The sequence below is a fragment of the Corynebacterium sp. KPL2830 genome, from assembly GCF_040225635.1.
In the GTDB taxonomy this organism is placed as follows: Bacteria; Actinomycetota; Actinomycetes; order Mycobacteriales; family Mycobacteriaceae; genus Corynebacterium.
The window spans coordinates 17,913-30,192 of sequence record NZ_JBEHFR010000025.1; the positions used below are offsets into that span (position 1 = coordinate 17,913).

Below are 12,280 nucleotides of genomic sequence, written 5' to 3' on the forward strand. Positions count from 1 at the left end.
TGCCCCGCCGCCTCGCATGGCGCGGGGCCTTTTCGCGTTATAGTTGACTGCATCACAGATCCGTCCTTCCGTCGATAGGCAAAGGAGCGCCACACTATGCGCGAGCTGTTTCTCGTTGACAGCGAATCGAGCGAAGACTCATTGGTGCTACGCACCGAAGAAGGCGAAGAGTTTTCCCTTCCCATCACCGATGAGCTGCGTTCCGCCCTCACGCCCGCCGCTAGCAAGCCGGAGCCGCCGAAGCTAGCGCCGATGCCCAAGCCCTCCCACGAAGAGGAAGAAAAGCAGATCCGGCCGGCAGAGATCCAAAACCGCATTCGTGCCGGTGCCTCCACCGCGGAGCTCGCGGAAGAAATGCACGTGGATGAATCGCGCATCGAGCCTTTCGCCTACCCGGTCATGCTGGAGCGCAACCGCATTTCTGAGGTGGCCAAGCAGGCCCACCCGGTGCGCGAAGACGGCCCGGCCAAGCTCACCCTGTGGGAAGTACTGGCAAGCTCCTTTGCCGCCCGCGGCCACTTCCTCTCGGAGTCCACGTGGGATGCCTACCGCCACCAAGGCGAGCCGTGGGTTGTGCGGGTGACCTGGAAGGCTGGCCTTTCTGAAAACGAGGCGGAATGGACCTTCAAGCAGTCCATGTCCTCCCCCGCTACGGTCGAGGCCCGCAACTCGGTCGCGGCAGACCTTACGGACCCGGACTTCGTGCAGCCGGTGCGATCGCTGACTTCCCTGGGAAGCGGCCGCTATGACGAAGCCATTGACGGCGATCAGCCCGCCAATGTCACCGATATTTCCGGTTCCAGCGAAGAGACGGAAGAAGAGGAATTCCTGCAGAATCCGTCCTCCGAATCCAAGCCCTCGAAGCGCCGCCGCAAGGCCGTGACCCCGCACTGGGAGGACGTGCTTTTGGGCGTTCGCTCCAATACCAAGCGCCCGAGGGACTAAACAGTGGACATCTCTCATGCCGTTCTCACGCTGTGGTACATCTCCAAGCCCGGCGCCGAAGAAGTTCTCAAGACCGAGCCCAAGGCGGACCGCGGGTTCGGCCGCAAGTTCCTAGCCCAGCTCAACCCCAAGTTCCCGGTCACCCCGATCGGGCAATTTCCCCTGAACCGCTCCGCGCAGACGGATCCGAATGAGTACTACATCGGCGGCTACCCGGGAATTACCGTGGTGCAAACGGTCTGCGAGGGCGATTCCGTTCTGCTCTCCCAGCTGCCGAAAGACCTCTTAAACGCGGTCCCCGCCCAGCGGGTTATCGCGCTGGTCAGCAACGCGGACGAGGATTATGCGGGCTTCGCGCTGTGGGAAGGCGGCGAGCTCAAGCGCTGCCTGTGCGCCACCCGTGACCGCCTGTACGAGGACACCGGCTTGCCCGAGCCTTTCGAGGCACCGTTTTGGGCCGGCGAAAAGGACGAATCCCTCGGCGGCATTTCGCTGCCGTTTAGGCCCCACAGCATCATGGAGGCCGCCCAGGAACACTGGTTGGGCATCACAGTGGGACAGGAAGGCCCAGACCTGGACGTCGTGGGCTATGCCGTGGACGGGCGCCCCGAACCCAAGATCGATCCGCCCAAGCCGAAGCAGCCGGTCAGCGAGTTCGCCGCCCAATCAGCGAATAGGCTGGGCCTGAACGATTATGACGACTACGAGGACCACGATGCCGAGCCGGATTCCACCGGCGATGAGATCCTTTCCACCGCCAAGCACCTCGGCTCGTTGATTGGCAACTGGCTGCGTCAGACGTTCAAGTCGCTCAAGGAACGCTGGCGCTCATAAAAGGAAATGGCGGCGGCGGTTGCCACATTAAGGGAATCGGTACCTGGGGCCATCGGAATCCGCGCGCGGATATCGGTGGCCTTCATCGCGTGCTCGGTAAGCCCGGGGCCCTCCGCGCCAACGAGCATGGCCACCTTGTCCTGCCCGTGCATGGCCTCCGCCAGATGCACCGCTTGGGGGTTGGGGGTTAAGGAAATGAGGGTAAAGGAGGCATCGGCAAGCGCCTGCAGCGAGCGCTGCCACGTGGTGAAACCGCCCTCTAAATGCACAAACGGCACGCGCAGCACATGACCCATGGATACGCGCACCGAGCGACGATAGAGCGGATCCGCAGCACCGGAGCCGAGCAATACCGCATCCACGTTCATGCCCGCCGCGTGGCGGAAGATGGCGCCGATATTTTCATGATCCCCCACGCCCTCCAGCACGGCGATGGTGCGGGCCTGCTCCAGGATCTCACCCACCTCCGGCTCTGGGGCGCGGTCCGCTGCGGCAACCAAACCGCGGTGCATATCGAAGCCCGCGACCTCCGCAAGGGTCTCGCGCGAGACCTCGTAGACGGGGCACTCGGGCTCGCCGTACTCGGCAAAGAAGACCTCCAGCTTCTGGGGAAAGCCCACGAGGCAGCGCATGGGGAACCGCGATTCCATGAGGCGGGCTGCCACCAAGGGGCCTTCTGCAATGACCAAACCCTCGCCGGATTTATCGGATTTGTTGAGGTTCCGAATATCGTCCAGGCGAGGGTCACGGGGATCAGAAATATGCATGCCTTCCAGGCTAGCCGATGGCCTCCGAAATCGGATCGATGCCAAAGTAAATGACGAACAAGCCAGCAAGCAGCCACATGATCCAGTGCACCTGCTTGGCCTTACCAGCAAAGGTGGACATGAGCGCGAAGGAAATAAAGCCCACGCCAATGCCGTTGGCAATGGAATAGGTAAACGGCATGACCACGATGGTAAGGAATGCTGGGATAGCCACTTCCATGCGCGTCCACGGTATATCCGTGAGTTGCGCGGCCATCATCACGCCCACGATGACCAGGACGGGCGCGGCGGCCTCGATGGGAACGATCTCATAGAGCGGGGTGAAAAACATGGCGGCGATAAACAGCAAGCCGGTCATGATATTGGCCAGGCCGGTGCGGGCACCATCGGCAATGCCGGCAGAGGAATCCGCAAAGACGGTATTCGAGGATGCCGAGCCCAGACCACCGGCCACCGCGCCGGCGCCTTCTACAACCAGCGCCTTCTTCATGCCCGGCAGGTTGCCGTTGTCATCCACGAGCTTGGCCTGCTTGCCCAGCCCGGTCATGGTGCCCATGGCATCAAAGAAGTTGGTCAGCAGCAGGGTAAAGATGAGCAGGACCGTGGAAATCACGCCGATATTGGCAAAGGCGCCGACCAGGTTCACATCGCCCACGATGGAAAGGTCCGGCAGGCCACCCAGCGCATCTGGGGCCTCTGGGGCGGCCATGCCCCAGTCCTCGGAGTCCGTGAGCGCCTGGACAATGAAGGCAATCACCGTGTTGAGGATGATGGCGATAAATAGCCCGCCCGGTACATTGCGGATGACCATAAAGGCACAAATAATAAGGCCGATGACGAAGACCACCGCCGGCCAGGTGGCAATCGAACCATTAATGCCCAGGCCCACTGGCACGGTGGTTTGTGCGGCATCGGGCACGCGGGTAACAAACCCGCCGTCCACGAAACCGATCATGGCGATGAACATGCCAATACCTACGCCCATCGCAGCCTTCATGGGCTGCGGGATGGCGTCAAATACCGCGGTGCGGAATCCGGACACGGCGAGCAGGACGATGATAAGGCCCTCGATAACCACGAGGCCCATGGCTTCTTGCCAGGTCAGCCCGCTCGTGGCGACCATGCTGACGGCGACGAAGGTATTCATGCCCAGGCCCGCGGCCATGGCGAAGGGGTACTTCGCAATCGCACCGAAGGCAATGGACATCACGCCAGCGACCAGCGCCGTGGCGGCCGCCACCTGCGGCACGCCCAAGGTATAGCCCTCCGCGTCCGGGCTCGTGCCCAGGATCAGCGGGTTAAGCAAAATGATATATGCCATGGCGAAGAACGAGACCGTTCCCGCGCGTAGCTCGGTTCCGATGGTGGAACCGCGTTCAGAAATGTGGAAATAGCGATCGAGAGTGGCTTTCACGCCGTGCCCTTTCACGTAGAGCGGTATTTTTACGCCCTAAGTGTGCTGCTTTAATCCTCAAATTCAAAATCTTGGTAAATGGGCTTTTCGTCATCGAAGGCCGCGGCCGGCGCCTTCTCCTCGCTCACCCGCGTCTGCGAATGCGCACCACACCCGTAGCGCGCATGCACCACGCGGCCATCAGCGGAATACTCGTTGGCGCATACCCCAAAGTTATCCATGAATTGCATATAAAACGCGCACGTGCGGCACTGCAGGTGCGCCTTCGCCGCCATCTCCGAGTTTGGACCATATTCCTCTTGCCAGCGCTGCTTGGCATCCGCCAGGCCCTTGGCGGAAAGCTCATTTCCGTTCAGGCGCTCATCATCGATGGCCGGTGGCATGAGGTCTCCTGGGCCCAAATCCCCCGGCAGCACGCGGTCCTCGTACGGCACCCATTCCGGGGCCTGCAGCGCCTCCCCGCCCGGTACCAGCGCCACCTCATTAACGGTGACGTAGCGCGAACCTTCCGCGCACGCGAGCACGGCCTGCCATTCCCATCCTGGGTAGCCCGGCATATCCGCCGCAAAGCGATGGGTGACAACGTTGCGGCCCATTCCGGCTACGCCCCTATGCTTGCCGATGCCCCCTTCCCCCACCTCTTCCAAAGCCTCACGCGCAATGCGTACGGCGCGGGAATCGATCAACGGATTTGCTTTTCGCTTACTCACGCCCCTCATTATTCATGATGGCCCGCCGACAGTGGTACATATGGTGCATGTCGTTTCTCCGCCGCGCCGCGCTCATTGCCGTGCCCTGCTGCGCCTTAACCGCCTGCTCTTCTGATAATTCTGACTCTCCCAATTCTCCCGAACACCTTTCAGTCGAGGTCCTCGATACCGCGCCGCTTCCGGAGAACTCCTTTACACAAGGCCTAGAGGAAGACAGCGAGGGCAATCTCCTGCTCGGTACCGGGCAATGGGGTGAGTCCCGGCTCATCCGCTTCTCCCCTGAAACCGGCGAGATCCTGCAGGAACATGCCCTCGATGACTCGCTTTTTGGGGAGGGCATTACGCGGTACAACGATTCCATCTGGCAGTTGACCTGGAAGCGCGGGCAGGCCCTGCGCTATGACAGCAACTTCCAGCGCACTAAGTCTGCCACCTATGCCGGCGAGGGCTGGGGGCTCTGCGCCAACCAGGACGAGCTCATCATGTCCGATGGCACCTCTACCCTGCGGCACATGGATCCAGAGACCTTTGCGGAGCGCTCCACCACCGAGGTCACCCTCGAGGGCTCGCCCGTAGAGGATCTCAATGAGCTGGAATGCGTGGACGGTGATGTCTACGCCAATGTGTGGGGAAGTGAAGATATCTACCGCATAGTTCCCTCCTCCGGCGAGGTAACCGCGGTGATTTCTACCGATGCCATCGATAAATCGAAATATACCGATCCCGATGACGTCTTAAACGGCATCGCGCATATCAAGGGCACCGATGAATTCTGGCTTACCGGCAAGCGGTGGGATGAGCTCTACCGCGTTCGAGTAAAGTAATGGGCCATGGCAACCCGTAAGGAAGCAAGGAAAAAGTCGCTGCTGCAGATCCTCGCGCTGATCGTGGTCGTGGCCGTCATCGTCGCCTCCGTGGTGATCTTTCAAAGCTGGCGCAATTCGCGCCCAGGCCCAGAGCCGAGCGAGATTGCTATTACCGCCTCCGTGGGGGATAACACCAAGGAGGTCACACCCTACCTCGTGTGCGAGCCGGGAACCGATTGCCCCGAAGGCGATGTCCCCCAGCTAACGGTGGGCGAAGATGACACCCTGCACCTGGAAATCCCCGAAGAGATTTCTAATCACGAATGGAAGGTGCTGTCCATTTATGATGACCCCGCCGCCAATGACGAAACCTCTCACGGTGCAAATGAAACGACCGAGGTGGATATCCCCGGTTCGGTAGATCCTATCGAGGCATCGACTGGAGAGCGCCCCCGGCTCATGGTGGTGGAGGTCTCCTCCCTCATGATTGGCACCGACGACGATGGCGAAGAAACCCCCCTCGCCACCGTGTGGTCCCTATCCACCATGGATGATTAACTATCTAAATCCTTCGCAATCGCGCGGAGGATTTCTGCTACTTGGCGCCCGGTCTTGCGCTCGGGGTAGCGCCCCGAGTTCAGCACCGGCTGCACCTGGGATTCCAGCAGGGTCATGACATCAGAGACCATGCTGCCGAGCTCTTCCGGCTTGCGCGACGGCGTCCGGCGGCGTGGCTTATCCAGCACGCGCACCCGCAGCGCCTGCGGCCCGCGGCGCCCCGCCGCGAAATCGAATTCGATGCGCTGGCCCGGAAAGATTTCTTCTACTCCCTTGGGCAGGACATTCCGGCCGACGTAGACGTCTTCATCGCCCGGGTTGCTAACGAAACCGAAACCTTTCTCGGCGTCATACCACTTCACTTTGCCAATGGGCATAGGTATCCACCTCTTCTCTTGGGTAAATTCTTAAGTTTAGCTGGAAGTTATACAGAACAGAAGTTCCACATGTCATGTGATATAGTTCACAACACCGCAATTACCTGCGGAAATATTGCGGACGGAACCACAATAGTCTCAATTCTTTCCCATTTAGTGCCCAGAACGTGACTATTTCGTTATAAACCGCTACGCTGGCCCCCAGTGTCGCCGCAAAGAAGGTTTCCCCGCCCATCCTTTCTTCTAGGCGCAAAACATTTCCACGAAAACGGGCACCACGGAAAGGACTACTTTTATGAGACGCCACTCCGCTAAGACTAACCACTTTGCCGCTAAGTTCACCGCGGGCACCGTTGCCTTGGGCGCAGCCGCTGCCATCATGGCACCGAACGCCGCCGCTGCCCCTGACTCCGACTGGGACCGCCTCGCACAGTGCGAGTCCGGCGGTGACTGGCACATCAACACCGGCAATGGCTACCACGGCGGCCTGCAGTTCAACGCGCAGACCTGGCAGGCATACGGCGGCGGTGAGTTCGCCCCTACCGCTAACCAGGCAACCCGCGAGCAGCAGATTGTGATCGCTGAGCGCACCCTGGCTAACCAGGGCTGGGGCGCATGGCCCGCATGCTCGGCCTCCCTTGGCCTAAACTCCGCGCCGACCGAGCGCACCGCGCCTTCCGCACCCGCTGAGGCACCGCAGCCAGTGCAGCAGGCAGTAGAAAACAAGTCCGATGAGCTCGCTGTAGACGCCGTCTACAACCTCGTTAAGGACACCGCTAATGCTTACGGCCTGCAGTTGCCGGCGCAGTTCACCGACTTCTACCACGCAAATCGCCACGACTTTAACGCGTTCTACTCTGCAAACCGCAACGTCATCGACCCGATTGCACAGCTGGTTGAGACCTTCAGCCGCTAAATAAACGCATAAACGCATAAAAATTCCCCTCGCCGTCCGCGGCAAGGGGAATTTTTTAGCGGTTGATGCGGGTATAAGGGTGAACGTAGTTCAACTTCTCCGCCGGCATCGGCAGCACCAGATCGTCGCCGTAGGGGCTGGAAGCACCAGCAAAAGGCGCAGAAATTTCCGTAATTGCATGCTCGCGGTGTTCATTGTCCGGCCACGCCGGGGAAACAAAGCCATTCTTTTCATTCGACATAGCTTTATTATTTCAAACCTCGAGCAAAAACGTAACTCAATCCGGCGCTAAAATTGTGATTTATCATGACTCAGTCCTCCCACCTCCCGCATTTTCGCACCTGGCTTAATTCCCTTTCGGAAGAGGAACTGGCCACCATTCTTCGCCACCGCCCCGATGTTTTAACCCCGCTGCCGCCCTCCATCGCGGCGCTGGCCACGCGGCTCCTCTTGCGCACCTCCATCGCCCGAGCGCTAGCGGAGTGTAACGCGCAGCAGTTGGCGGTTCTGGAGGGCATCGCCAAGCGCGGCGGCGAGCTTGCAGAGGTAGAAGACCACAACCCCGCCATCACCCGCGAGCTCAAGGACCGCGGCCTCGCCTTCGGCGCGGTGCAGATTCCGCCGGAGGTCATGCCCGCGCTGCCCACGGGCTGGTCGCTACTCAACCAGCTCGAGGTATCGCCCGCGACAATCGATGCCCTCGCCGAAGACGAACGCCACGTCCTTGCCACCCTGGCGCGCTCCAATGGCATCGGTACCAGCCGCGAAACCAATCAGTCCCACCCGGTGCCGCGGCTGATTTCCAAGCAGCTCTTGCAGCGCGTCGACTCTCAGACCGTACGCCTCCCGCGCGAGGTTCACCGCGCGATGAAGGGGCACACCGTTCCGCACATTCCCACCGAGCCCTCCGCGCGCCGCGGCCAGCCCACCGCTGACCGCAAGGCCGATGACGCCGGTACCGCCGCAGGCCTGTCCGTGGTGCGCGGCATGCAACAGCTCATTTCTGCCCTCGGCACCCGGCCAATCGAACTGCTCAAGGATAAAACCGTCGGCGTGCGCCCCCTTGCCCAGCTCAGCAAGCAGCTCGACATCGCGGAACCAGAGCTGCGCCGCCTGATTACGCTTGGCCTATCTGCGCGGCTCATCAACCGCGGCGAGCCGTCCGGGTACGAAGGGAACTTCCTCGCGCCCACCGACTCCGCCCAAGAGTGGCTCAATGCGGAACTAGCCGCGCAGTGGCGCGTGCTCCTCGCGGCCTGGAAATACTCCCCCTGGACCCCGTGGGAATCGGGCCGGGTGCTTTCTGCCAGCACCGACCGCCTGCCCAAATTTCGCCGGCATATCCTCGATGTCTACCTCCACTCCGCGCAGCCGCTGTCCGCGGCCGAATTTCAAGCGGATCTGCATTTTTCCTTCCCGCTTTTTGCCACGCATACCTCCCCGGAGACCATCGATGAGCTGCACCGCGAGGCCGAATGGATAGGCGCCATCGCGCTCGGGCGAGCCACCAGCGTGCTTATCGATGGCTTCGATGCCGCCGATTCCCTCACGCCCGACACCATCGATTATTTCCTGGTTCAGGCGGATATGACCGTGCTCGTGCCAGGGCCCCTCGAGCCCGCGGCCCACCACACCCTGGAGTCCCTCGCAGACTTGGAATCACCCGGCCTCGCCAGTGTTTACCGCATTAGCGATGCCTCCCTTCGCCGCGGCCTCGACCGCGGGATGACGGGCACGGAGATCCGCGATTTCTTCGCCGCGCATGGCGATGTCCCGCATACGCTGGCGTTCCACATCGAGGACATCGCCAAGCGCCACGGCACCCTGCGCTCCGGCCCTGCCCTGTCCTACCTGCGCAGCGAAGACCCAGCCCTCTTGCAGATCGCCACGAAGGCCGCCCCGCTGCGCCTGCTGGCCCCCACGGTCGCGGTTTCCCAGCTCCGCGTCAGCGAGCTGTTGGAACGCCTGCGCGAGCACGGCCTCTCCCCCGCCGCCGAGGACGAAACCGGCGCTAGCCTGTCCATCGCGCCCGAGCCCGCGACGCTTCCCACGCCCAGCCCTCGCGCCCAGGCCGCGCCGCCGGATATCGCGCGTGCGCTGCGCAACCTCACCACCGGCGAGGCCCCGAGCCAGCCTAACCTGGATCTGGTCCACGCCGCCGCGCGCACCGCACGCCCCATCATCATTGGATACGCCGATAAGAATGGCAATACCAAGACCCGCACTGTTACCCCACTGACCGTCGCCGGTGGCCAAATCGATGCCCGCGCCGCCGATGGCTCCACCATCCGGTTTCCCTTGCACCGCATCACCTCCGTTACCCTAGACGCATGAACGGACCACTGATTGTGCAGTCGGATAAGACCGTCTTGCTGGAAGTCGATCATCCAGATTCCGCCGCTGCGCGCACCGCCCTCGCGCCGTTCGCGGAACTGGAGCGCGCCCCCGAGCACGTGCACACCTACCGCATCACTTCCCTGGCGCTGTGGAATGCCCGCGCCGCCGGGCACGACGCCGAGCAGGTCGTCGATGTCCTAGAAACCTACTCCCGGTTCCCGGTCCCACAATCGCTGCTTGTCGATGTCGCCGAGACCATGTCCCGCTACGGCCGCGTACGCCTCCAGGCGCACCCAGCCCACGGGCTCATCCTCGAATCAGAAGAGCCCGCTATCCTCACCGAGCTCTCCCGCGGCAAGGTAGGAAAACTGCTGGGGACGCGCATCGATGACAACACCATCGCCGTCGCGCCTTCTGAACGCGGCCGCCTCAAGCAAGAACTCCTCAAGGCCGGCTGGCCCGCCGAAGATCTCGCCGGCTATATCGACGGCGAATCCCACCCCATCGCGCTGAACGAGGACGGCTGGCACCTGCGTGATTACCAGGAATACGCCACCGATGCCTTCTGGTCCGGCGGTTCCGGCGTCGTCGTGCTGCCCTGCGGTGCTGGCAAAACCATCGTGGGCGCCGCCGCCATGGCCAAGGCGCAATCCACTACCCTCATCTTGGTCACCAATACCGTTGCCGGTCGCCAGTGGCGCGACGAACTTTTGCGCCGCACGACGCTTTCTCCAAACGATATCGGCGAGTACTCCGGCGAGAAGAAGGAAATCAAGCCGATTACCATCGCCACCTACCAAGTGGTCACCCGGAAAACCAAGGGTGAATACCGCGCCCTCGAGCTCTTCGATTCTCGCGACTGGGGCCTTATCATCTACGACGAGGTCCACCTGCTGCCCGCACCCGTATTCCGCATGACCTCGGACCTGCAATCGCGGCGCCGGCTAGGGCTTACCGCCACCCTCGTGCGCGAGGATGGCCGCGAGGGCGATGTCTTCTCCCTCATCGGGCCAAAACGTTACGACGCACCGTGGAAAGAGCTGGAAATGGCCGGCTATATCGCCACCGCGGAGTGCATCGAAGTCCGCGTGGATATGGATCCGGAAGAACGCATGCTCTATGCCACCGCACAGCCGCGCGACCGCTACCGCATCGCCGCACAGGCCTCGGCCAAGCTCCGCGCCGTCGATAAGATCCTTGCCTCCCACGACCAGCAAGCGCTCATCATCGGCGGATATGTGGATCAACTGCGCGAAGTAGGCGTGCACCTCGATGCCCCCGTCATCGATGGCACCACCTCTACCGCCAAGCGCGAAAAACTCTTCCAGCAATTCCGCGAGGGCGAGCTGGCCATCCTCGTCGTTTCCAAGGTGGCCAATTTCTCCATCGACCTGCCCGAAGCGGCACTGGCCATCCAAGTCTCCGGCACCTTTGGTTCCCGCCAAGAAGAGGCGCAACGCCTCGGCCGCCTGCTACGACCGAAGGAAACCGAGGCGCTCTTTTATACCCTGGTCACCCGCGACAGCCTAGATGCGGACTACGCCATGCACCGCCAACGCTTCCTCGCCGAGCAAGGATATGCCTACCGGCTCATGGACGCAGTAGACTTAGGCCAATGAAGATCTTTAAGTTCGACGTTGACGAGTCCTTTGCCAAGGCCAATAACGAATTATTGCGCGATTCCAACCGCCTTCGCGTATCCGGGCTTATCTTCGGCCTCATACTAATCATCGCCGGCGCCGCTGTTTGGTGGAGCTTTTCCTGGGGGATAACCGTGGGCTTAGGGCTCATCCTCTTTGGCATCGTCGTTGCCATCGTCGGCGTCGCCGCCGCCAGCAAGGTGGGAACGGCCCAATCGCTGTATGATTCTTATCCGCTCGCTCCCGCCGTCATCGCGCAGGTCAACGAGCGAGACATGATCCTTCTTGCCTTGGTGAATACCAATGTGGATCCGTCCCTTCCCCCACGCTGGGGCGCGTGCCTGCGCACGGTAACCTCCATTCCCGGCATCCAACGCACCGTGGGCACCAAGGTTCCGGTGGCCGCCGTGTCCGGCCAGCGTTCCACCTCCGATAAAGAGCATTGGCAGCAAATCTCCCCCATGCCCATTGCATGGGGAACCCCCGATGCTGAAACCGTCACCATCGCCCGCAAATCCATCCCCCAGGAACAATGGCAGCGCCTAGAGCGCGCCCGCAAGCGGCTTTCCGATGTCAAAGCCACCCGCTATGACCTGCTCGTCCTCTAGTCAGGACTCTCAAGCACCAGATTGTTTCTGGTGCTTTTTCTTTTTGTGGTCTAAGAATTGCTTCCAGGTGTAGTGCCAGTGTGTGTTGTGGGTGGCCAGTGGTCCTTTCGGGTGGTCTACTTGGTAGGTACGGTGCCGGTTGCTGAGTCCATGGTGTAGTTGACGCGTCGGTCGGTTTTGATGTTGAGATGGTGTTGGCAAAAATTCACTGGATTACTAATCCATGAAATGCTCTAACTCTTATGGGGCATCCTGTTGTAATGATGACCTTTCTGAGGTTACCCTCGTTTGGTGGACACCCGATTAGTGCGGATTTTGTGTCCGTAGGAGAGGATGTTCATTGTGAGTCAACAACGCCAGAAATACAC

The 12,280-nt window shown here is 61.3% G+C and carries 13 protein-coding genes; 8 read left to right on the forward strand and 5 right to left on the reverse strand.

Features of this window, described 5'->3' with window-relative positions:
* Positions 1–96: 96 nt before the first annotated feature.
* Positions 97–945 (forward strand): septation protein SepH, encoded by an 849-nt coding sequence (gene sepH / locus ABRP87_RS08990; protein WP_349868417.1) that lies wholly within the window; start codon positions 97–99, stop codon positions 943–945.
* Between the two features lie 3 nt (positions 946–948).
* Positions 949–1,779: a DUF6928 family protein gene (locus ABRP87_RS08995; RefSeq protein ID WP_349868418.1), complete on the forward strand. Its 831-nt coding sequence runs from the start codon at positions 949–951 to the stop codon at positions 1,777–1,779.
* On the opposite strand, the gene ABRP87_RS09000 is transcribed toward ABRP87_RS08995, so the two are convergent.
* Genes ABRP87_RS09000 through ABRP87_RS09010 form a run of 3 tightly spaced genes read right to left on the reverse strand, consistent with a single transcriptional unit; the run spans position 1,740 to position 4,679 of the window.
* Positions 1,740–2,546, reverse strand: a complete 807-nt coding sequence (locus ABRP87_RS09000; RefSeq protein WP_349868420.1) for a TrmH family RNA methyltransferase — start codon at positions 2,544–2,546, stop codon at positions 1,740–1,742. The two genes, ABRP87_RS08995 and ABRP87_RS09000, sit on opposite strands and share 40 nt — an antisense overlap.
* A gap of 10 nt (positions 2,547–2,556) precedes the next feature.
* Positions 2,557–3,960: an NCS2 family permease gene (locus ABRP87_RS09005; RefSeq protein ID WP_349868422.1), complete on the reverse strand. Its 1,404-nt coding sequence runs from the start codon at positions 3,958–3,960 to the stop codon at positions 2,557–2,559.
* A gap of 50 nt (positions 3,961–4,010) precedes the next feature.
* A complete protein-coding gene (locus tag ABRP87_RS09010) occupies positions 4,011–4,679 on the reverse strand; it encodes a DUF3027 domain-containing protein (RefSeq protein WP_349868424.1) in 669 nt (222 codons plus the stop codon).
* A gap of 5 nt (positions 4,680–4,684) precedes the next feature.
* On the opposite strand from ABRP87_RS09010, the gene ABRP87_RS09015 reads away from it, so the two are divergent.
* Entirely contained in the window at positions 4,685–5,494 is an 810-nt protein-coding gene (locus ABRP87_RS09015; RefSeq protein ID WP_349868426.1) for a glutaminyl-peptide cyclotransferase, read from the forward strand.
* 6 nt (positions 5,495–5,500) lie between these two features.
* Positions 5,501–6,034, forward strand: a complete 534-nt coding sequence (locus tag ABRP87_RS09020) for a DUF2771 domain-containing protein (RefSeq protein ID WP_005281860.1) — start codon at positions 5,501–5,503, stop codon at positions 6,032–6,034.
* Here the strand turns inward: ABRP87_RS09020 and ABRP87_RS09025 are convergent.
* Entirely contained in the window at positions 6,031–6,411 is a 381-nt protein-coding gene (locus ABRP87_RS09025) for a cold-shock protein (protein WP_005279828.1), read from the reverse strand. The genes ABRP87_RS09020 and ABRP87_RS09025 overlap by 4 nt on opposite strands.
* 295 nt (positions 6,412–6,706) lie before the next feature.
* Here ABRP87_RS09025 and ABRP87_RS09030 point away from each other — a divergent pair, with 295 nt between their 5' ends.
* Positions 6,707–7,327 (forward strand): resuscitation-promoting factor Rpf1 domain-containing protein, encoded by a 621-nt coding sequence (locus tag ABRP87_RS09030; RefSeq protein ID WP_349868428.1) that lies wholly within the window; start codon positions 6,707–6,709, stop codon positions 7,325–7,327.
* Positions 7,328–7,382: 55 nt separating this feature from the next.
* On the opposite strand, the gene ABRP87_RS09035 is transcribed toward ABRP87_RS09030, so the two are convergent.
* Entirely contained in the window at positions 7,383–7,568 is a 186-nt protein-coding gene (locus ABRP87_RS09035) for a hypothetical protein (RefSeq protein WP_005279826.1), read from the reverse strand.
* Between the two features lie 65 nt (positions 7,569–7,633).
* Here ABRP87_RS09035 and ABRP87_RS09040 point away from each other — a divergent pair, with 65 nt between their 5' ends.
* From ABRP87_RS09040 to ABRP87_RS09050, 3 genes are read left to right on the forward strand one after another with little or no spacing between them, the layout of a single operon-like run.
* Positions 7,634–9,661, forward strand: coding sequence for a helicase-associated domain-containing protein (locus ABRP87_RS09040; RefSeq protein WP_349868430.1), 2,028 nt, complete (start codon positions 7,634–7,636; stop codon positions 9,659–9,661).
* On the forward strand, positions 9,658–11,283 hold the full coding sequence (locus ABRP87_RS09045) for a DNA repair helicase XPB (RefSeq protein WP_349868432.1): 1,626 nt from the start codon (positions 9,658–9,660) through the stop codon (positions 11,281–11,283). Before ABRP87_RS09040 ends, ABRP87_RS09045 begins: the two co-directional genes overlap by 4 nt.
* Positions 11,280–11,912: a DUF3239 domain-containing protein gene (locus ABRP87_RS09050; RefSeq protein WP_349868433.1), complete on the forward strand. Its 633-nt coding sequence runs from the start codon at positions 11,280–11,282 to the stop codon at positions 11,910–11,912. The genes ABRP87_RS09045 and ABRP87_RS09050 overlap by 4 nt, the downstream gene beginning before the upstream one ends.
* Positions 11,913–12,280 lie beyond the last annotated feature (368 nt).

Coding starts and splice junctions, on each gene's coding strand:
- sepH (WP_349868417.1), top strand. CDS start 97: ATGCGCGAGCTGTTTCTCGTTGACAGCGAATCGAGCGAAGACTCATTG.
- ABRP87_RS09000 (WP_349868420.1), bottom strand. CDS start 2,546: ATGCATATTTCTGATCCCCGTGACCCTCGCCTGGACGATATTCGGAAC.
- ABRP87_RS09010 (WP_349868424.1), bottom strand. CDS start 4,679: ATGAGGGGCGTGAGTAAGCGAAAAGCAAATCCGTTGATCGATTCCCGC.
- ABRP87_RS09015 (WP_349868426.1), top strand. CDS start 4,685: ATGATGGCCCGCCGACAGTGGTACATATGGTGCATGTCGTTTCTCCGC.
- ABRP87_RS09020 (WP_005281860.1), top strand. CDS start 5,501: ATGGCAACCCGTAAGGAAGCAAGGAAAAAGTCGCTGCTGCAGATCCTC.
- ABRP87_RS09025 (WP_005279828.1), bottom strand. CDS start 6,411: ATGCCCATTGGCAAAGTGAAGTGGTATGACGCCGAGAAAGGTTTCGGT.
- ABRP87_RS09030 (WP_349868428.1), top strand. CDS start 6,707: ATGAGACGCCACTCCGCTAAGACTAACCACTTTGCCGCTAAGTTCACC.
- ABRP87_RS09035 (WP_005279826.1), bottom strand. CDS start 7,568: ATGTCGAATGAAAAGAATGGCTTTGTTTCCCCGGCGTGGCCGGACAAT.
- ABRP87_RS09040 (WP_349868430.1), top strand. CDS start 7,634: ATGACTCAGTCCTCCCACCTCCCGCATTTTCGCACCTGGCTTAATTCC.
- ABRP87_RS09045 (WP_349868432.1), top strand. CDS start 9,658: ATGAACGGACCACTGATTGTGCAGTCGGATAAGACCGTCTTGCTGGAA.
- ABRP87_RS09050 (WP_349868433.1), top strand. CDS start 11,280: ATGAAGATCTTTAAGTTCGACGTTGACGAGTCCTTTGCCAAGGCCAAT.